19 protein-coding genes are annotated in these 19,194 nt (G+C 56.2%); 3 read left to right on the top strand and 16 right to left on the bottom strand.

The window, feature by feature from the left end:
• Positions 1-37 precede the first annotated feature (37 nt).
• From KWG64_RS08375 to KWG64_RS08330, 10 genes are all read right to left on the bottom strand, one after another.
• Positions 38-544 carry a protein disulfide oxidoreductase gene (locus tag KWG64_RS08375; protein WP_218521588.1) on the bottom strand — a complete coding sequence of 169 codons (507 nt, stop codon included), beginning with the start codon at positions 542-544 and terminating at the stop codon, positions 38-40.
• On the bottom strand, positions 531-1,115 hold the full coding sequence (locus KWG64_RS08370) for a DsbA family protein (protein ID WP_218521587.1): 585 nt from the start codon (positions 1,113-1,115) through the stop codon (positions 531-533). The genes KWG64_RS08375 and KWG64_RS08370 overlap by 14 nt, the downstream gene beginning before the upstream one ends.
• Positions 1,115-3,160 (bottom strand): protein-disulfide reductase DsbD, encoded by a 2,046-nt coding sequence (locus KWG64_RS08365; protein ID WP_218521586.1) that lies wholly within the window; start codon positions 3,158-3,160, stop codon positions 1,115-1,117. The genes KWG64_RS08370 and KWG64_RS08365 overlap by 1 nt, the downstream gene beginning before the upstream one ends.
• A 52-nt stretch (positions 3,161-3,212) precedes the next feature.
• The gene (locus KWG64_RS08360; protein WP_218521585.1) at positions 3,213-3,578 is read right to left on the bottom strand and encodes a copper resistance protein; all 366 of its coding nucleotides are present in this window, start codon (positions 3,576-3,578) and stop codon (positions 3,213-3,215) included.
• A gap of 117 nt (positions 3,579-3,695) precedes the next feature.
• Positions 3,696-4,961, bottom strand: coding sequence for a translesion error-prone DNA polymerase V subunit UmuC (umuC, locus tag KWG64_RS08355; RefSeq protein ID WP_218521584.1), 1,266 nt, complete (start codon positions 4,959-4,961; stop codon positions 3,696-3,698).
• Positions 4,945-5,382 carry a translesion error-prone DNA polymerase V autoproteolytic subunit gene (gene umuD / locus KWG64_RS08350; RefSeq protein ID WP_195813306.1) on the bottom strand — a complete coding sequence of 146 codons (438 nt, stop codon included), beginning with the start codon at positions 5,380-5,382 and terminating at the stop codon, positions 4,945-4,947. Before umuD ends, umuC begins: the two co-directional genes overlap by 17 nt.
• Positions 5,383-5,537: 155 nt before the next feature.
• Positions 5,538-8,618: an efflux RND transporter permease subunit gene (locus tag KWG64_RS08345; protein ID WP_218521583.1), complete on the bottom strand. Its 3,081-nt coding sequence runs from the start codon at positions 8,616-8,618 to the stop codon at positions 5,538-5,540.
• The gene (locus tag KWG64_RS08340; RefSeq protein ID WP_218521582.1) at positions 8,615-9,757 is read right to left on the bottom strand and encodes an efflux RND transporter periplasmic adaptor subunit; all 1,143 of its coding nucleotides are present in this window, start codon (positions 9,755-9,757) and stop codon (positions 8,615-8,617) included. Before KWG64_RS08340 ends, KWG64_RS08345 begins: the two co-directional genes overlap by 4 nt.
• A 93-nt stretch (positions 9,758-9,850) precedes the next feature.
• On the bottom strand, positions 9,851-11,032 hold the full coding sequence (locus tag KWG64_RS08335; RefSeq protein ID WP_218521581.1) for a cell wall metabolism sensor histidine kinase WalK: 1,182 nt from the start codon (positions 11,030-11,032) through the stop codon (positions 9,851-9,853).
• Positions 11,029-11,727, bottom strand: a complete 699-nt coding sequence (locus KWG64_RS08330; protein ID WP_218521580.1) for a response regulator — start codon at positions 11,725-11,727, stop codon at positions 11,029-11,031. The genes KWG64_RS08335 and KWG64_RS08330 overlap by 4 nt, the downstream gene beginning before the upstream one ends.
• Positions 11,728-11,852: 125 nt before the next feature.
• Between KWG64_RS08330 and KWG64_RS08325 the strand changes: the two genes are divergently transcribed.
• On the top strand, positions 11,853-12,638 hold the full coding sequence (locus tag KWG64_RS08325; protein ID WP_218521579.1) for a MipA/OmpV family protein: 786 nt from the start codon (positions 11,853-11,855) through the stop codon (positions 12,636-12,638).
• 20 nt (positions 12,639-12,658) lie between these two features.
• On the opposite strand, the gene KWG64_RS08320 is transcribed toward KWG64_RS08325, so the two are convergent.
• Entirely contained in the window at positions 12,659-13,252 is a 594-nt protein-coding gene (locus tag KWG64_RS08320) for a TetR/AcrR family transcriptional regulator (RefSeq protein ID WP_218521578.1), read from the bottom strand.
• A 137-nt stretch (positions 13,253-13,389) separates the two neighbouring features.
• On the opposite strand from KWG64_RS08320, the gene KWG64_RS08315 reads away from it, so the two are divergent.
• Entirely contained in the window at positions 13,390-13,872 is a 483-nt protein-coding gene (locus tag KWG64_RS08315) for a nuclear transport factor 2 family protein (protein WP_218521738.1), read from the top strand.
• Here the strand turns inward: KWG64_RS08315 and KWG64_RS08310 are convergent.
• Positions 13,869-14,789: a LysR substrate-binding domain-containing protein gene (locus KWG64_RS08310; RefSeq protein ID WP_218521577.1), complete on the bottom strand. Its 921-nt coding sequence runs from the start codon at positions 14,787-14,789 to the stop codon at positions 13,869-13,871. The genes KWG64_RS08315 and KWG64_RS08310 overlap by 4 nt on opposite strands.
• A 95-nt stretch (positions 14,790-14,884) precedes the next feature.
• Between KWG64_RS08310 and KWG64_RS08305 the strand changes: the two genes are divergently transcribed.
• On the top strand, positions 14,885-15,739 hold the full coding sequence (locus KWG64_RS08305; RefSeq protein ID WP_218521576.1) for an aldo/keto reductase family oxidoreductase: 855 nt from the start codon (positions 14,885-14,887) through the stop codon (positions 15,737-15,739).
• Between the two features lie 61 nt (positions 15,740-15,800).
• Here KWG64_RS08305 and pagP read toward each other — a convergent pair whose 3' ends face one another.
• From pagP to rpiB, 4 genes are all read right to left on the bottom strand, one after another.
• Positions 15,801-16,355 carry a lipid IV(A) palmitoyltransferase PagP gene (gene pagP / locus KWG64_RS08300; RefSeq protein ID WP_370628632.1) on the bottom strand — a complete coding sequence of 185 codons (555 nt, stop codon included), beginning with the start codon at positions 16,353-16,355 and terminating at the stop codon, positions 15,801-15,803.
• 142 nt (positions 16,356-16,497) lie between these two features.
• The gene (locus tag KWG64_RS08295) at positions 16,498-17,610 is read right to left on the bottom strand and encodes a mechanosensitive ion channel family protein (RefSeq protein ID WP_218521575.1); all 1,113 of its coding nucleotides are present in this window, start codon (positions 17,608-17,610) and stop codon (positions 16,498-16,500) included.
• Positions 17,611-18,041: 431 nt separating this feature from the next.
• Entirely contained in the window at positions 18,042-18,722 is a 681-nt protein-coding gene (gene rpe / locus KWG64_RS08290; protein ID WP_218521574.1) for a ribulose-phosphate 3-epimerase, read from the bottom strand.
• Positions 18,719-19,165, bottom strand: a complete 447-nt coding sequence (rpiB, locus tag KWG64_RS08285) for a ribose 5-phosphate isomerase B (protein WP_195813294.1) — start codon at positions 19,163-19,165, stop codon at positions 18,719-18,721. The genes rpe and rpiB overlap by 4 nt, the downstream gene beginning before the upstream one ends.
• Positions 19,166-19,194: the final 29 nt, after the last annotated feature.

Below are 19,194 nucleotides of genomic sequence, written 5' to 3'. Positions count from 1 at the left end.
GTGAAGGCTTTGTGTTTCGGACGATAGCAGCAGTAAATCAGGTGCGGATTTTCGCCCACCATAGCCGCGCTTTCATGCCCCAGTAAGAGGTCCAGCCGGTCGTTGTGGCAATCACCTGCCCTTTATCAATGATAACGAACGTCGGGGTGACGCCAATATCCCATTGTGCCGACAAATCGCCGCGGGCATCGTTAACCACCGGCATCTGAATGCCCTTTCCGTTCAGATAACGCGCCAGCGTGGCGTTATCTCCTGAACGCAATGCCACGGTCAGGACGTTCTCCCCTTCTTCTGCCAGCCTGGAAACTGAAGGTGTGGTCATTTTGCAGACGCCGCACCACGTTGCCCAGAAGTAGACCAGCAGCGGGCGCTGCTGACTTTGTTCGCCGAGCGTCACGGACTGATTGCTGAGGGTCTGCAACGACTGACTGCCAAAACTGGCCGGTGCCTGCGGCGCGCGCAGAAAATCCATTCCCAGCATCACCACGAAAATCAGCACGGCGAAAATCACCCCTTCGCGCGCCCAGCGTTTAAGCCTGATCATGTTTTGCCTTCGCCAGTTGCTCCTTCACGACTTTCTGCAAATCCTCGTATGAGATGGCACCCGCAATCAGCTGATCGCCAATGATCGTCGCAGGCGTTCCCTGAATGCCCAATACCTCGGCAATTTCCACATTGGTTTTCAGTTCAAGATAACTGGCGGGCGTCACGCGGATAGGCTCCAGTCCGGCATATTTCACCGCCTCGAGCGCACTGGCTTCATCATGCTGCCCTTTTTTAGACATAAGCCGCTGATGTACCACCAGAAACTTTTCCGGATGCTGCTCCCAGACCGTCATCGCCGCACGACCGGCAATAATGGAACTCGCACCGCGGAAAGGCAGCAATTTAATCACCACTTTGATATCAGGATTTTCTTTCGCGACCTTTTCCAGCATCGGGTCAAACTGCTTGCAGTAAGGACAGTTGTAATCGGTGAAGGACACAATGGTCAGGCGGGGATTTTTTGCGCCAAACCACGGCGAGGCGGGGTTGTTAAACAGCGTATCTTCCGGCGTCATCGCCAGAACCACCGGAGAAATCACCATCATCATAATCAGCATTAACGTTTTCATTATCGGGCTCCACGGGCATCTTCCAGCCCCTGTAATACGGCATCACGGGTAAGCAACGGCGATAAGATTTCACCGGCAGGCTTGTGCGGACCATAAATTTGATTAAACGGCACGGCGACGCTGCCGCGTTTTTGCAGGAAGTCATTGATCGGTTTTGACGGCAACGTCCAGTCACCGCGCAGGGCTACAACGTCGCTTTCTGTCAGGGCTTTCTGCACATCGTCACGCATCAGTACGTTGTATTTGTTGGCTTTACAGGTTACGCACCAGTCGGCGGTCACATCCACAAAGACCACTTTTTTTTCCGCCAGCGCGCTCTGAATCGCCTCTTCGGACAAGGGTTGCCAGGCAATATCATCGTGCAGTGGCTTCCCGCCTGTGCCGGAAATCTGCGAGGCCATGACGATGACAGCACCTGTCAGAAGCGCGCCCGCACCGGCGGTTAACGCCGAATTACGCAAGCCATAGCGGCGCAGGGAGAAGGCGAACAGCATCACCAGCAACACACCCGCCAGCAAGGCGACCGTCAGCGCAGAGAAATGGTTTTGCATCAGGCTGAGCAACCAGAGACAGGCCGACAGCATCAGCGCGCCGAGAAAAAGCCGCAGCCGCAGCATCCAGCGACCGGGCCGCGGCAGACACATCGCCAGCCCCGGCCACAGGGCAATCATCAGCCACGGCAGACTCATGCCGATGCCCAGCATCAGGAACAGTCCCCACAGAACCGGCAGCGGTGCGGCCAGCGCGAACGCCACCGCCGTGCCGAGAAACGGCGCGGAACAGGGCGTCGCCAGCAGCGTGGCAAAAGCGCCTTCAGCGAAGTGTCCGCTGAGACCGGAACGGTGATGCGTCGCCAGGCGTGTCGTCATCTTTGAGGGCAGATTGATTTCAAACAGCCCCAGCAGATTGGCGGTAAATACGGCCGTGACCAGCACCATCAGCCCGATAAACCACGGGCTCTGAAACTGAATGCCCCAGCCCAGCGTCTTATTGGTGTAACGGAGCAGCGTCATCAGCAACGCCAGTGCCAGAAACGAGGTGATGATCCCACCCGATGACGCCAGAAACTGCACGCGAATGTTTTTCCGGTTGCGCTGTTCCACCTGCAAAATACTGCCGAGTTTCATGCCCAGCACCGGCAGAACGCAGGGCATAAGATTGAGGATGAAACCCCCGGCCAGTGCCATCAGCGCCACCTGCCAGAGTGCGACAGCGCCCGGCGCTTCGGCTGGAAGCGGGTTCACTTTCAGGTGAATTTGCTGCGCCAGACCGTTGTCCGACAACACGATACTCAGCGTTTTGCCCGTGATATCCGCCGCCTTATCGCCCCATTCGTCGGTCACGGGCAGCGTGAACCGCGCCAGTTGGCCGTCCACTTTCACCGCCGGTTTACCCAGAGAACTGCCTTCCAGCGTATCGGTAAAGACCTCCGGATTTTGCCAGCCCTGCTCGCGGTGAGCGGTGATCTGCAATACGCCGGGGCGATATCCCGCCGTGACGCTGTCCGCCAGACCTTCAGCAATCGGCACCTTACCCATCGCAGCGGCGAACTGACGGGCAAAATCCGCGTTATCCCCGGACGAACGGAGGTCCAGACTAAAAGGATAGTCGGTGAGAATGCACACGTTGCTGCACACCGGCAGTGTCAGCGTTCCGGCAATCGTGCCCGGCACTTCACCGCCGAGGATGACGGGCAGCGTGACTTCATCGTGATAGCCCTGGGTGGTGATCCCCGCGACATCAAAACGTGCGGGCGTCGGCCAGAACCATGTGGCCTGTTGCGCCGTGACCGGTTTTTGCCATTCGACTGACGGTGAAATACCGCCCTCGCCCGGCGATCGCCAGTAGGTTTTCCAGCCCTTTTCGAGGCTGACAGAAAGCAACAGCCGGGTTTCTTTTTCAGAAAGATGGGCTGGCTGCGCCTGTAAGCGCACTTTCGCGTGGTTATTTTGCGGGCTTTGCAGCCAGCCGGTGTCGGCAGCATATCCGGTATGCAGCCAGAGCATCAGTAAGCAGCCTGCGGCCACCCTGAATAAATTTCGCATCGATTTTCTCCAAAAATAAAAAGTCACATCCTGATGAAAAACAGGCGTGTTTTTATTCCCGGAAGACGCAGAGCCGTAAATGCACCCGCAGGCGCGGCACAGGGACCGCCTCCGGCACAAGCAGGCGGATCGCCGCCATATTGCCGCGTGACAAAAAGGCCAGCAGCAGGCTCAGCGCCAGAAACGCAAATTCTAAGAGGAGAGGAGGAACGGAAAGCAGCGATTTGCTGCTGAGCTCGCAGGGAGCGGGAATTTTAGCGATTTCAGAGGTCGCGGATGACGCCTGCGCCGTCGCCGTGTCCTGATGCACGATTGCGGACAACGCATTCAGCCCGGCGATGCGCTGTGTCATACACGTCAGTATGACCAGACAGGCCAGACAAAAATAGAGCAGTGCTGAACGCCGTTGTTTATTCACATTTCCCTCGCAAGCAGGCCGCCATTCTAACGGCCACTCAAACATTCACAAGATGTATGAATCAAGAATTACAAGAATTTACGCTCAGTAATTTGCACTGCGTGACGCGTGCAGCCGTCAGGCACGCGCCACCGGCACATCGCTCAGGCGGGTGGTCCAGGCGGGGGATAACATCTCGCGCTTCATCTGCCAGTCCCGCGAGATCCCCTGCCCGGCGAACCACAGCGTCCCTTTTCCTTTGTCATTGATTTCATCAAAAAGCGTCATCAGCGCATCGCTGTTGGCACGCGGCGCGCGCTCATCAAATAAGTGCAACTGGGACACGCCCTGACTGAAAAAATCCCCCAGCATCACGCCCGCTTTCTGATACCGGTGCCCTTCTTTCCAGATATCATCCAGACATTTTGTTGCGGCGAAGATAATGTCGCGGGTGTCCTGAGTGGGCGTAATCAGCCGGGTACTCGCCAGATTTCCGTAGTAAATCTCCCCTTCCGCGAACGGGCTGGTTTTGACAAAGACGGAAATCTGCCGGCAAAACTGATGCTCTCCGCGCAGCTTTTCAGAAGCCCGCGTGGCGTAAAAACAGATGGCTTCACGCATTTCCTGATACGCCGTCACCCGCGTGCCGAAAGACCGCGAGCAAACAATTTCCTGTTTGGCGGGCGCAAATTCGTCAAACCCTAAACAAGGTTCGCCGCGCAGCTCGCGCACGGTGCGTTCCATCACCACATTAAAATTTTTCCGGATAAACCACAGGTCGCATTCGGCAAGCTGGAGCGCCGTTTTAATCCCGGCGTCATTCAGTTTTTTCGATATCCGCCGCCCCACGCCCCAGACCTCTTCGACCGGTACATACGACATCAGCTTTTTCTGACGAACCGGATCAGAGAGATCGATAACGCCCTGACTTTTTGTCCATTTTTTTGCCGCGAAATTGGCCAGCTTGGCCAGCGTTTTCGTCGGCGCAATGCCAACGCCAATGGTCAGCCGCGTGTGTTGCTTCACCGTGTCCCTGATTTCCTTGCCGAAGCTTTCTAAATCGAGATCTTCCGGCAACCGGCTGAGATCGAGAAAGGCTTCATCGATGCTGTAGATTTCGATTTTCGGACACAACGCGCCCAGCGTCTCCATCACCCTGTGGCTCATATCGCCGTAAAGTTCGTAATTGCTGCTGAAAACCACCACGTTGTGCTGCTGAAAAAGCGCCCTTTGTTTGAAGTACGGCGCGCCCATTTTGATTTTGAGCTTCTTCGCTTCCGCCGAAAGCGCAATCACGCAGCCGTCGTTATTGGACAACACCACGACCGGTTTGCCTTGCAGGTCAGGCCGCCAGGCGACTTCGCAACTGGCGTAAAATGAGTTCACATCAGCGAGTGCGTACATTGCGATGCATCGTGCTGATAACGGTGGTAACAACGCCGACAATCTCGACCTGCCGGTCTTCATTCAGCGGAATAGGCGCGTAGGCCGGGTTTTCAGCCCGCAGATGAGGATACGGATGGAGCATCAGCCGTTTCACCGTGAATTCCCCGTCCAGACTGGCGACAACGATATCGTTGTGAGCCGGTTTCAGGCTGAAATCGACCAGCAACATTGAGCCATCGATGATCGCCGCGTCCCGCATGGAATCGCCGGAGACTTTAAGCACATAGGTAGAAGAAGGATGCGCAATCAGGTGCGCCACCAGATCGATACCCTTCTCCACATAGTCCGCCGCCGGGCTGGGGAAACCCGCCGCAATAGGGTTTAAATACAACGGGATATCCGTTTTTTGCTGCCGTGCGGCGATTTTGTAAAGCATCATGAGTGGGGTTCCTGCAAACATACTGTATTTATATACAGTATAGTTAATCAGGTGCTCAGATCAATGGCTGCCAGCGCAGATCGGCAGGCCCCGCGCCGCCTGCGCGACTATCGCGTTGATCTCGCTGAGAAGAATTTTTGACGATTTTAAATGCGTCAGATTGAATTTCCGCAAGCGGCCGCCCTCACCTTCTCCCGCTGCATAATCAGGCTCAGCGCCGCCGGAAGCAGGGTAAGCGTGACGAAAGTGGCGACAATTAACCCGCCGATAATCGCGTAAGCCATCGGCCCCCAAAATACCTGTTCGGCGATCGGCAGCATCCCGAGTATTGCCGCGCAGGCCGTCAGCAATATGGGTCTTGAACGGTGCACGGCGGCGGCCCTGATGGCGTCATCACGGCCCATCCCGGCGATAACGTTATTATCCACTTCGCTAATCAGGATCACCGCGTTGCGGATAATCATTCCCGCCAGCGCAATAATCCCCAGCAGGGCGACAAAACCCATCGGCGTGCCGGTCGGCAACATCGCCAGCACAATGCCGATAAGGCCGAACGGTGCCATGAATAAGGCCAGCAGCATGCGCGAAAAACGCTGCAACTGGATCATCAGCAGGGTCAGCATCACGCAAAGCGTGACCGGCAGCACGGCATACACCGAACCGTTGCCTTTGTCTGACTCCGCCACCACGCCGCCCTCCTCGATTTTATATCCGGAAGGCATCGTCGCACGGATACGCGAAACCCGCGGCGCGAGCTGCTGTGAAACGGTTTCTGCATGCAGCCCCGGTGCTAAATCCGTCTGAACGGTAATGAACGGCAGCCGCTGGCGACGCCACACAACCGGATCGTCAATCCCCCAGACCGGCGTCGCGACCTGACTTATCGGGATTTTTTGCCCCGTCGCGGTGGTGATCATCAGGCCGGACAGCGTGGTGACATCCTGACGCTCGCGGTTGTTCGCCCGCAGAACAACATCAGTCAGCCGGTTTTTATCCCGGACGGTGGTGACAACGCTGCCTGACCAGACGGTGTTAAGCAAAGCCGCAAGACTTTCCGAAGAAACGCCTGCCGCCCGCGCTGCCGTCTGATTCACCCGCAGCGTAATCACCCGCTCGGGCTCTCCGGCGGCCAGATTCACTTCGCGCGTAACCGGAACTTCACCCAGCGTGGCAGCGAGATGTTGGGCAATCTGTCTGACCTGCGCATAGTCCGGGCCGCTGACGCGATATTTTACCGGCCACCCGACCGGCGGGCCGAGTTCCAGCGGGGAAACGCGCGTGGTGATGTCGCTGAAATCACGGGTTAAAATGGCCTCAAGCTGTGCGCGAAGCTTGTCACGGTCTTCCAGATTTTTGGCGACAATGACCAGCTGCGCCGTATTCTCGTTATCCAGTAACACATCCATCGGCAGATAAAAGCGCACAGCCCCCGATCCGACATAATCCGAATAGTGATCGACATTCCGGTTACCCTGCAACGCACGTTCCAACCGTTCAGTTTGCCGCGCGGTTTCTGTCCGGGAAGCATTAGCGGGAAGCGTGAGACTCACCAGTAATTCCGGCCGGTCGGAGGCGGGGAAAAATTCCCCTTGCATGAACGTCGTCGCATACATCGCCATCACCAGCAACAGACAGGCAATGCTCAGCGTGCCCCACCGGTGAAGCAGCACATAATTCAGCAGACGCAGGTAGAAACGCATTAACCGGCCACGCTTTTCACCGTGCGATGCAAGCTTTGCGGGCAAAATCCACGTCCCGATCAGCGGCGAAAAAAGAATGGCGACCACCCAGGAACACAGCAACGCAATAAGCACGACGGCGAACAGGGAGTAACAATATTCACCGGCGCTTGAGGCCGCGAAACCCACCGGGATAAAACCGGCAATCATCACCAGCGTGCCGGTAAGCATCGGGAATGCCGTCGTTTCAAAAGCGTAAGTGGCGGCGCGCCAGGCCGAATCTCCCGCCTCGATACGCGACACCATCGCTTCAACGGTGATCATCGCGTCATCCACCAGTAACCCGAGCGCAATGATCAGCGCGCCCAGCGAAATGCGCTGTAACCCGATTCCCGCCAGCATCATGCCGATGAACGTCATGGCAAGAACCACCGGAATGGCCGCCGCCACAACCAGCCCGGCGCGGGTGCCGAGTGAAACAAAAGAGACGGCTAATACAATGACGACGGATTCAATCAGCACCCGGATAAAGCTGTTGACGGCCTGTGAAACCACCGCTGACTGATCGGCCACTTTGACCATTTCAATGCCGTGCGGGAGGCGCGTGCGGATGTCCGCCATCCGGTCATTGAGCGCTTTGCCAAAGGACAACATATTCCCGGCGGAGGCCATAGAAATAGCCAGCCCGATCGCGGGTTGCCCGTTAACACGAAATTCGGGTGCAGGCGGCTCGGCATCCTGACGGCTTATCGTCGCGATATCCGTCAGCGGAATGTAGCGCCCGGCGATGTGCAGCGTCACCGCCTGCAAACTTTGCTCAGACGTCAGGGAGCCGCTCACGCGCAGGGCGATATTTTCACGATCGCTGCGCAAAACACCCGCAGGTTCTACCGCATTTTGCGCTTTCAGGGCGTCGGTGACCTGCTGCAAATCAATGCCCATCCCGGCGAGCTGCGCAGGCGAAAACGCAATCACAATGTTTTCTTCCTGAACGCCCAGCAGGTGGGTTTTGCCGATGTCCGGCAGCGACATCAGGCTGCGGCTGATGTCTTCCACGCGGTCGCGCAGTTCACGCGGCGAGTAACCCTCGGCGGTAAACCCATAAATCGTGCCAAACGTATCATCGAACTCGTCGTTGACCGACGGCCCCTGCACGCCTGCGGGCAGCGACGGGGCGATATCCTGCATTTTTTTACGCACCTGATACCAGATGCCTGCAACCTGTGCGGGCGGCGTATCATCACGCAAGTTAACGAAAATCACCGATTGCCCGGCACGGGTCTCGCTCTCAACGAAATCAAGATACGGGATTTCCTGAAGTTTTTTCTCCAGCGTATCCGTGACCAGATTGACCGTATCCGCCACGCTGGCACCCGGCCAGCTTGCAGAGACTACCGCCGTTTTAATGGTAAACGCCGGATCTTCGTTGCGCGGCAGTTGCTCATAACTGAAGACACCGGCGGCCATGAGCAGAAGCATAAAAAAGGCGATCAGCGGCTGATGTGCCAGCGCCCAGGCGGAGAGATTGAACCGGCGTACGGGAGTGGACGGCTTCATTCGCTGCCTTCCCCCAGGGTCACTTTTTCGCCATTGCGCAGTTTACTCACACCGGCAATCGCGACCGTTTCGCCGGGACTCAGGCCAGCCGCAATAAAGATTTCTTTGGTACTGTAACGCGCTAAAACCACCGGTTGCAGGTGCAACGTCAGCGTTTTGGTATTTACGATAAAAATGGCGGGCTGACCACCGGCGCGGGTCAGCGCCGAAGCCGGCAACGCGATCGCCGTTTGGCCTGAAGCAGGGAGAATGAGCTGAACGCTGGCCCCCAGCGCCATGGCGGGCGGCGGGTTATCGAGCGTGATACGAACGCGCCATGTCCGGGTTTGCGGGTCGGCCTGCGGGCTGATATCCCGTAAATGCCCCGGCGCGATCACTGAAGAGTCGGACAGTAACGAAACGCTAAAAACAGCGCCCGCCTGTGCCGGAATCGCCTGCGGATCGGCGACATCAAACACCGCATCACGCCCGCCGCCCGAGGCGAGTGTCACAACCTGTTGTCCGGCGCTGACCACCTGCCCGGCCGAGGCGCTGACCTGCGTCACCACGCCGTCCGCCGGCGCGGTCAGTTGTGCCCAGGAGAGATTTTCACGCGCGTTTTTCAGCGCATCTTCACTGCTCTGACGCCGCGCGCGGGCCGCCTGCCAGTCGGATTGCGCGCTATCCAGCTGTGTGCGGGCGATAGCACCGCCCGGCATCAGCAGCTTCATGCGCCGGAGATTCAGCGCAGCCAGCTGTTCCGCCGCGCGGGCGCTGTCCAGATCGGCCTGCGCGCTGTTGAGCTGGTTGCGGCTGGTGGCACTTTCCTGCGTCGCGACAATCTGCCCGGCCGCCACACGATCGCCGACATCGACCTGACGGGTGAGGATCCTGCCGTCCAGCCGGAAACCCAGCGCCACCTCTTCGCGGGCGCGGATTTCACCGGTCTGGATAACCGTGCCGGAGGCTGAAGGAAGCGGCGCAATCACCACGCGCACCGGCCTTGCGGGTACCACGGGCTTACGGGATTTATCGCCACACCCCGCCAGCACAACGACAACTATCAGCAGGCAGGCGGCGGGAAGAAAGGGCAGCAAACGCCCGGCAGCACATAAATGACGCACGCCGTGGCGGGCATAATCCGTAAAAGTAGCGGTCATGACAGACTTCCTGAATTGAGATACCGCTATTCAATCCGCTCACTGTCCAGATTCCCGCGATATTTCATCAAGGAACCGTCAAGAACCGCTTTTTTATTCCCCTGCTTCCGGCTGCGGCAAACTGACCGTGATAACCAGCCCGCCCTGTTCTTTCAGCAAAGCCCGGATGCCGCCACTGTGGGCTTCACATATCGCACGGGCGATGGATAATCCCAGCCCGCTGCCCCCCGAGTGCCTTGCGCGGGAAGATTCTGCCCGGCTGAAGCGTTCAAACATCACCGGCAGAAACCCCGCATCCACACCCGGCCCGTAATCCCGAAAAGCAATCTCCACACCGCCTTCGCTGTGCGAAATGGCAATATCCAGCCGGTGGCCTTCCTGCGCATAACGCAGCGCATTTTCCATCAGAATGGTGAAGACCTGCCCGAGGCGGAACGGATCACCGAAATAAGGACAAGGGAGATCAGGCGTCACGGTGATATCAAAACCGGCTTCCGCTGACTGCGGCCTGAGCCAGGCCACCCGCTCGCGCAGCAGTTCAGTCAGATCCAGAGATGTTTTATGAAGATTCAGCTGACCGGCGTCCGCCAGCGAAAGCAAATGCAGTTCGTCGATCAGCCGGTTCAGATGCAAAAGCTGTTTCATGACCATCTGTAACTGACGCGGCTCCGGCTGAAATACGCCATCAAGCATCCCCTGCAACCGCCCTACCGCCGCCGTCAGCGGCGAACGCAGCTCATGCGCCATCGCGACATGCGACGCCCGCAGTTCCCGCTCATAGCGCGAAAGTTGCAACATCATGGCGTTGAAATCATCGGTAAACTGGATAAGTTCAGACGGGGCATTTTTCACCGCTTCAGCCCGTGTATTGAAATCCCCTTTCGTGACCGAACGGGCCACCTGCGCCAGACGGCTGAACTGCGACGAAAGCGGGCGGGCGGCTTTTAAACCCAAAAGCGCGATAAAAGGGATCACCACGACCACCAGAATGCCGACCATCATCCAGTCGGCAGAAGCAATCGAAGGATCCGAATAGCGCGCGCCCCAGCCTTGATCCACAATCTCATGAAACCGCGCCAGATTAAGCTCAGGGTTACTGCGCAGCACCTCGAATTCAGCCCGCATTGCCGGGGACATGTGGTGCAACACCCAAAGATTTTCGATGGCAAAGCGCAGCCACATGCACAGCGCAATCAGGATCACACTGCCGATTGCCAGCGTCAGGATACGGACACAAATCCAGCGCCAGAGGGACTGATAATGTGGGCCGCTCATGGTTGTCTGAACCGGTAACCGACGCCACGCACGTTGACCAGCACGTTGACGATCCCCGCAGATTCCAGCTTTTTACGCAGGTTATAAACGTGCGTATCAACGACCCTTTCAAGCGCTTCGCTTTCCGGCAGGCAATGTTCAAGCAGATATTGCCGCGAGAACGGACGCGTCGGAGCGCGCATTAATGTGCTCAGCACACCGAACTCTGTGGGTGTTAAATCCAGATAGCGCGGTTCACCCGAGGCTGACCGGACAGCGGCGGTAAGGGCATCGGTATCAACATCAAGCCCCTGCCAGCACAACACGGAAGACACGGCCTCTGAGCCGGAAATCACCCGCCGGAGTACGGCCTGCACCCGCGCCACCACTTCGCCGGGGTTGTAGGGTTTGACGACATAATCATCAGCCCCGAACCGCAGCGCGCCAATTTTGTCAGGCATATCGCCCATTGCCGTCACCATGATCACCGGGACGCGGCTTTCGCGGCGGATTGACGCCAGCACGTCCGTCCCTCTCATCCCCGGCAACATCACATCCAGCAGAATAAGATCAGGCTTCCACCGCTGCGCAGTCTCCAGCCCGGATAGCCCGTCTCCCGCAATCTGCACCTCATAACCTTCACGTTTCAAATACGCATCAAGAACATCCGCCGCATCGGCGTCGTCTTCAATGATCAGGATCCGTTTTGTTTGCATGTCTGCCGCCTTGACTGTTTCTTCATAAATCCCAGACAGTTTATTGACACTGCCTCTGCATACTCCGGTTTTCGGCGCGGCTGCAATCCGCTACGAACCATACGGTTGGGTGATGAGGAGTCACAATGATATCCAGAAAACTTATGCTGCACATTACCTGTTTCACGCTGTCCGCAACAGCGTGGCAGGCACAGGCCGGTGACGATGCGCCAGCGGAAACGTTTACGGTCGGGATGGGCGCACAAAGCGCCCCGCGTTACAGCGGATCGGATCAGCGTAACTGGCTGGCGGGGCCGGTCATTCAGGCGCGGGACAACGCGTTTTTCTTCGATTCCCTGAAAGGCGTAGGGTATGACTTACAGGCGGATAACGGCCTGTATCTTGAACATACGCTGGGGTTCAGCCTGGGACGGACGGACAGAAATTCCACCTGGCGGGATGGTTCAAATAAACTCAAAGGGATGGGAAATATCGATGCGGCCGTCAATACCGCCATCGCGGCGGGCTGGTCTGCCACGCAGTGGCTTTCATTTGAAGGCAAAGCCACCCTGCCGCTGAGCGACGGGCAAGGCGTGCACTATCAGACATCCGTCACGCTCCTGCCCGTGCAAAATAATGCGGACACGGTTGCACTCCAGTCGGCGGCGCTTTTTGGCGACCGGCGTTACATGAATACCTTCTATGGCGTGAGCCATAAACAAAGCGAACGCACGGATTTCGCGCCTTATCAGGCCGCCGGGGGTTTTTATGGCGTGGACAGCAGCCTGACGTGGAGCCACCAGTTCACGCCACACTGGGGCAGCGTCGTCAGTGTGGATTACGCCTGGCTGGGCGATCACGCCGGTAAAAGCCCGATCGTTGACCAGCGCGGCGGGACCACGCTGAATCTTGGCGTGCTTTATACTTTTTAAGCTTCACAGCCGGGTCTGACTCACTTTTCCCCAGCCCACTGCCGCAGAAGCAGACTTAACATCTGCTCTAAAAGTTGGGAGGCCTGCGCGGCGTCATTTTCCATTTGTGCCTTTACGATGGCACCGTCAACCAGAAGCGCAATGCTTTCGGCGATGTGCGCTTTATCAGGCGACTCCTCAAAATGTTCTGCGATCACCCCGGCCATTTCTTTTTTGTGGGCAACCGAAAGCCGGAGCACTTCCGGCAGCGCACCAGCGTATTCCAGGCTGCTGTTGATGAACGCACAACCGCGAAAATCTTCTCCGGCGAACCACTTCAGCAACGTGGCCGCTAACGCCTGCGCAAAGGTGGGTTTGGAGGCAGAAAAGCGGCGTAATGTCAGGCTGAACCAGGCAATCCAGCGCTGATGCCGGTAGTCCAGAAACGCCAGAATCAGCGCATCTTTGCTGGGATAATGCCGGTAAAACGTCACCTTGGTCACGCCCGCTTCTCTGATAATCAAATCGATGCCGGTCGCGCGGATACCGTCGCGATAAAAAAGGTCATGCGCGGTATGCAGTATCCGTTCACGGGCGGCCAGCGGAGCGGTCGCGCAGGGCAATTGAGTATCCATAACACATCCTGTAAGCCAGCGTCTCAGTCAAAATTTATGCAGGTAGACAAGTCTGTCTGTTTCGGTTAGCGTGACAGATGTAGACAGAGTTGTCTACATAAAGCACCGATTACATTTTTTGTTAACGTGAGGCCATGATGACTGACAGCAGCTTAGTTGTGAAAAAACCCCTTCCGCCCTTTACGCGTGAAAGCGCCATCGAAAAAGTCCGGCTTGCCGAAGATGCGTGGAACAGCCGCGATCCGCAGCGCGTCAGCCAGGTGTATTCCGCCGACACGCGCTGGCGCAACCGCAGCGAATTCGTCACGGGTCAGGCCGGTGTGGTGGAATTCCTGCAACGTAAATGGGCCAAAGAGCTGGATTACCGCCTGATTAAAGAGCTGTGGGCGTTCGACGGTGAGCGGATTGCCGTGCGGTTTGCTTACGAATGGCGCGACGATTCCGGCAACTGGTTCCGCAGTTTTGGCAATGAAAACTGGGCGTTTAACGCGCAGGGGCTGATGTTTGAACGTCACGCGTGCATCAACGATTTACCCATCGCTGAAGCCGACCGCAAATTCCACTGGCCGCTGGGCCGCAGACCGGACGATCATCCCGGCCTGAGCGAATTCGGGTTTTAACCAGCCGCCGCCCGGTTCAGATTGTCTTCGCGGACAAAATCGATAAACGCCTGCAAAGGCGCAGGGATCAGGCGGCGATCGTTGTAATAAAGATAAGGGCCTGAAAACGACAGCCACCACGGCTGTAAGATGGCTTCCAGCTTACCGCTGACCATGGCGGGCGCCAGCCACTCTTCAAACAGGTAGATGATACCCGCGCCCGCGATAGCGGTTTCTACGGCCAGATCCACCGCGCCGCCGACGCTTACCACCAGCGGGCCGCTCACCTGAACGCTGAGGTTTTCGCCATCGCGCTCAAATTCCCAGTCCGGCATGTTACCGCTGGCATAACGGCCACGCAGACAGCGATGCTCAATCAGATCCCGCGGATGCTCCGGTCTGCCCTGCGCGTAGAGATAAGCAGGAGACGCCGCAGCGGCATAACGCTGACGGCGCGGTCCGATGGGAAGCGCCACCATATCCTGCTCAAGACGTTCGTCGTAACGAATGCCGGCGTCGCAGCCGTCGCGAAATACATCCTGCACATTACTTTCCGCAATGATTTCCAGCTGAATATCTGGGTAACGCCGGAGGAATTCAGGCACCAGCGCAGGTAAAACCAGCCGCGTGGCGCTGACCGGAACATTCAGCCGCAGCGTGCCGCCGGGCGTATTGCGATAACGGTTAAGCGCGTCCAGCGCGGCATTCACCTCATTCATGGCGGGCTGCAAACGTTCAATCAGCGCCCTGCCGGCTTCGGTCAGCACCACGGTGCGGGTCGTCCGGTGAAAAAGCCGGATGCCGAGCTGCTGTTCGGCGCGGCGCACCGCATCACTGAGCCGGGACGCATTGCTGCCGGTGACGCGCGCCGCCTCACGAAATCCACCGGCTTTCGCCACTTCAACCACTGCGTGCAGCAGGGCAATATCCATCGACATTGTGCGTAACCTCGTACAGTTTGTCCTGATTTTACCGGATAGTTGCACAGCCAGCGCCCCGCTACAATCAGTGAACATTCACAGAGGAGAATTCCATGTCACAGCCTTCAATGACTTATCGCCTGGGCGATCGCGAAGCAGGACGCTTAGGTTACGGCGCCATGCAACTGGCGGGGCCGGGCGTTTTTGGCCCGGTGAAAGATGAAGCGCGGGGTATTCAGGTATTGCGTGACGCCATCGCCAGCGGTGTGAATCATATCGATACCAGCGATTTTTACGGCCCGCATGAAACCAACCGGCTGATCAAAAAAGCGCTGCATCCGTACCCTGACAATCTGTGTATTGTGACCAAAGTCGGCGCGCGTCGTGATGAAAAAGGCGGCTGGTTACCGGCTTTCAGCCCGCAGGAACTGACGCAGGCGGTGGAAGATAACCTGCGCAATCTGGGGCTGGAAACGATAGACGTGGTGAATCTGCGCAGCATGCTCGACATTCATCAGCCGAAAGAGGGTTCACTCGAACCGCAACTGGAAGCGCTGATCAAACTGAAAGAACGCGGTTTGATTCGCCATATCGGCCTGAGCAATGTCACCGCCAGTCAGGTCGCTGACGCGCAGAAACTGACGACTATTGCCTGCGTTCAGAACATGTATAACCTGGCGAACCGGCACGATGATGCGCTGGTCGATACCCTTGCAGAACAGGGCATTGCGTATGTGCCTTTCTTCCCGCTGGGCGGTTTTTCACCGTTGCAGTCCACGTCGCTTGATGAGTTGGCCGCCGCATTGCAGGCCACACCGATGCAGGTCGCGCTGGCGTGGTTGCTTAAACGCTCACCGAATATTTTGCTGATCCCCGGCACGTCGTCGCCGGAACATTTACAGGAAAACCTGGCGAGCGCGAAGCTGCAATTGTCCGAAGACGTAATGGATAAGCTAAACGGAATATAAGGCCAGCCGTAAGGCAAGCCTTTCAACAGTGGCTGAAATAGCGTCTGACCGCGGGTAATATCTAAAAACCATACCTCAGCCACGCAAAAAGCACGTTGCCGTTATTGTAAGTTCCGGGGATGTAGGTGAACTGCAAATTGACGTTTTTATATCCCGCAGAGAAAAGTGGGAATAAGAATGGCAGCGGTACGTAATTAGCGAAATCCTGACGGGCGGTAATTCCGCCCGCTAATCCCAGCCCAAGACGGACATCCTTGCTTTGCGTGAAATACCATCCCTTTTCCCACCCGTAACCGGCGGCTGGTTGCCACTCGCGGTGGGAATCCTGAAATACCATCGCAAAGAGGCCACTCCAGTTGCCCTCTTCTGTATAACGGGAAACGCCAATCCCGCCGCCCCACGGCATTTCATTATAGTGATCTGTTTTATGCTTATCGTACGTCAGCCGGTTATGCCAGCTCAGAAAAGGAAGATAGACATCGGTATATTGAGGTTCATTCCAGGTCAGGGAAACATCGTCTTTAAAATCCTCCCATAAGCCCGACACTCCGCTTCTGTTGTCGTTCGTGGGGTTAGCCGCCACTGCGGGCACCGCGCAGGCAATGCTTAACACCATCATGATTGAATTGAGTTTTTTCTTTATTATCATCCGTCCACCAGAGTTTGTTGAGAGCACTATTTCAGTCAATGATAGCTCATCCTCCGGCCGGGACTTTTATTGTTAGTCAATAAACCTCAATAAGATCAGATGTATATTTTTACGCCTGCTGCCTTCCGCGGCTGGCCTCCCATTCCCCCGGTTCGCTTTTATCCGGCGTTTGAACAATCATATTAGGCAACGCCATTTCAATATCCTGTTCAATAAGCTTCTCGATAATACGGATATTGATTTCCTGCTGAATATCCATGTATTTGTTGTAGTCGGCTGTATTGACGATGTGAACCACTTCGATATTCAGGCGGTCGGTGCCAAACCCAAGAAGGTGCGCACGGTCGAATTTAGTTTCACCCACATCAATAATAATGTCTTTGACCAAATCGCCGATATTACGCAGCTTATCCGGCGGCGTATTAATCGCGACACCAAAATTGAATACGATGCGGCGCGTCTGCATTCGCTTGTAATTATGCAGCGTTTGCTGGAGCAATATGGCATTACCGCAGACGATCTGTTCACCGCTCAGGCTGCGTATTCGCGTGGTTTTCAGGCCAATATGTTCGACTGTTCCGGCGACATCATTAAACACAACAAAATCACCAATTTCGAAAGGTTTATCAAAACCGATGGAGAGTGACGCGAAGACGTCGCTGAGGATCGTCTGAATGGCGAGCGCGATGGCGATACCGCCGACGCCCAGGCTGGCGACCAGCGCGGTAATATTGACGCCCACATTCGCCAGAATCGACAGCAGCATCACCGTCCACACCACCGCGCGGAATATCAGACCGGTGATCACCAGCGTAACCGGGTTTTTGTGCATGCGGGGCTGACGCATAAAATCGCGTAACCACGAAACAACCGCCTGATCCAGCCACAGCGCCATCTGAAAAGCCAGAACCAGGAACCACGCGTGGGCTATCGTGCCGTAAAGATGATCGGGAAGATTGACGAACCGCAGGCTGAACAAAAAGGCCGCGATAAAAATCAGTAAGTTGCTTGTCCGGTTGAGAATTTCACCGAGCACAAACCGTATTCTGTGGCTGGCCTGATTCACCTCCCCCCAGTTTTTTACGCCCTTGCGTAAAAATGAGAGCACCCAGCTCAGCAGCCAGTAAGTAGCAAACGTGACAATCACCATCGTCGCGACGCCTGTCCAGAACTCCGGCGTCATCACCAGCGTGATGAAATCGAAATGTGATAGAAAATTCATCTTCCCTCCCGGAATTAACCGCAAACTACCAGTATAGGGAACGCAGACTCGCGGGCGGACAGAATCGGAAAGTTCGGTAAACAGAAGTAAAAACTGAAAAAGAAGAAACATTGCCGCGGCAGCGTGATCTATCATCAATAGGTAAGCTGCGATTTGCCCGGTTTACTCTGCGTCCGGTCGTGAGTCCGATGTACTGAAAAACGTTCAACTGAGGTGCTTAACGATGAAAAGAGCTTTAGTGGTGGGTTATATGTCGTTCGTTTCAATTGCATTGGTCGCAGCGCTGATTATTGGTGCCCGCAACTAAGTGCGGTTTTCTTCATCAGGGCCAGCAGGACGTTAATCGCGTCCGCCGTAAAAAACATAAGCCATTCTGCGAATAACGTTATTTTGCAGAATGGCTTATGTGTTGCCTTCCTCCCGCGCACGGCTTATGCCACTTCGCCCTTCGCCAAAACGACCTGTTCATGCAAAACAGTCATCGCCTCTTTGTAAGACATGTCTTTGCGGAACAACCCTGCGGTGCCGAGAATAAAGAGGTCAATTTCCGCGCCGAGCGTTTTCACCACATCGGGGGAAATGGCGCCGTCGATGGCGATGAGCGCATCGCTCTTATTTTCATTCAGCATGGCCCTGAGCCGGCGGACTTTGCTGAACGCACTTTCGATAAAAGGTTGCCCGGCAAAACCCGGATTCACCGACATCACCATGACCACGTCCACCACGTCGAGGATTTCTTCGAGAATATTCAGCGACGTGCCGGGATTTATCGCCACGCCTGCTTTGATGCCGCGGCTGCGGATATTGCTCAGCGTGCGGTGCAAATGGATCGGCGCTTCGGCGTGGACATAAATAATGCTGCAACCCAGATCGGCGAAACGTGCGATGTAAGGGTCCGGGTTCGTGACCATCAGATGGACGTCATAAGGTATCGTCGCCAGCTTCGAAACGGCTTTGATATCTTCCGGGCCGAGCGCAAAGTTCGGGACAAAATGGCCGTCCATCACGTCGATATGGAACATCGCCGCACCGGCCGCTTCAAGGCTGGCCAGTTCCTCGCCCAGACGGGAAAAATCCACGCACATCAGCGACGGGCAAAATTGCGTGGTCATTGTTGCGCCTCCTCGATGGCGGTGATCATCTCCACACGTTTCTGGTGGCGTCCGCCTTCAAATTCAGCATCCAGCCACGCGTCGATAATCATCTTTGCAAGCTCAGAGCCGACAACGCGTGACCCAAAGGAAAGAATATTGGTGTTGTTATGTTCGCGGGATAATTTCGCCGAATACGGCTCGCTGCACACCACCGCGCGAATACCGTGAACTTTATTCGCCGCAATGGAAATGCCGATCCCGGAACCACAAAATACAATCCCTAAGTCGGCTTCGCCTGAAACCACCGCGTCTGCCACCGCTTTGCCGTATATCGGATAATCCGTGCGCGTATTCTCATAAGCGCCTTTATCTGTCACCGTCATGCCCCGGCTAATTAAATGCCCGATAATGTCCGCTTTGAGAATAAACCCGACGTGATCACAGCCAATTGCAATATTCATATTTTTCCCTTTAACCATTAACAATAAGT

It is taken from the genome of Rahnella sp. PD12R (assembly GCF_019200965.1).
Taxonomy (GTDB): Bacteria; Pseudomonadota; Gammaproteobacteria; order Enterobacterales; family Enterobacteriaceae; genus Rahnella; species Rahnella laticis.
Note: the sequence above shows the minus strand (reverse complement) of the source record. Positions and strands in the feature narration are given on the sequence as shown.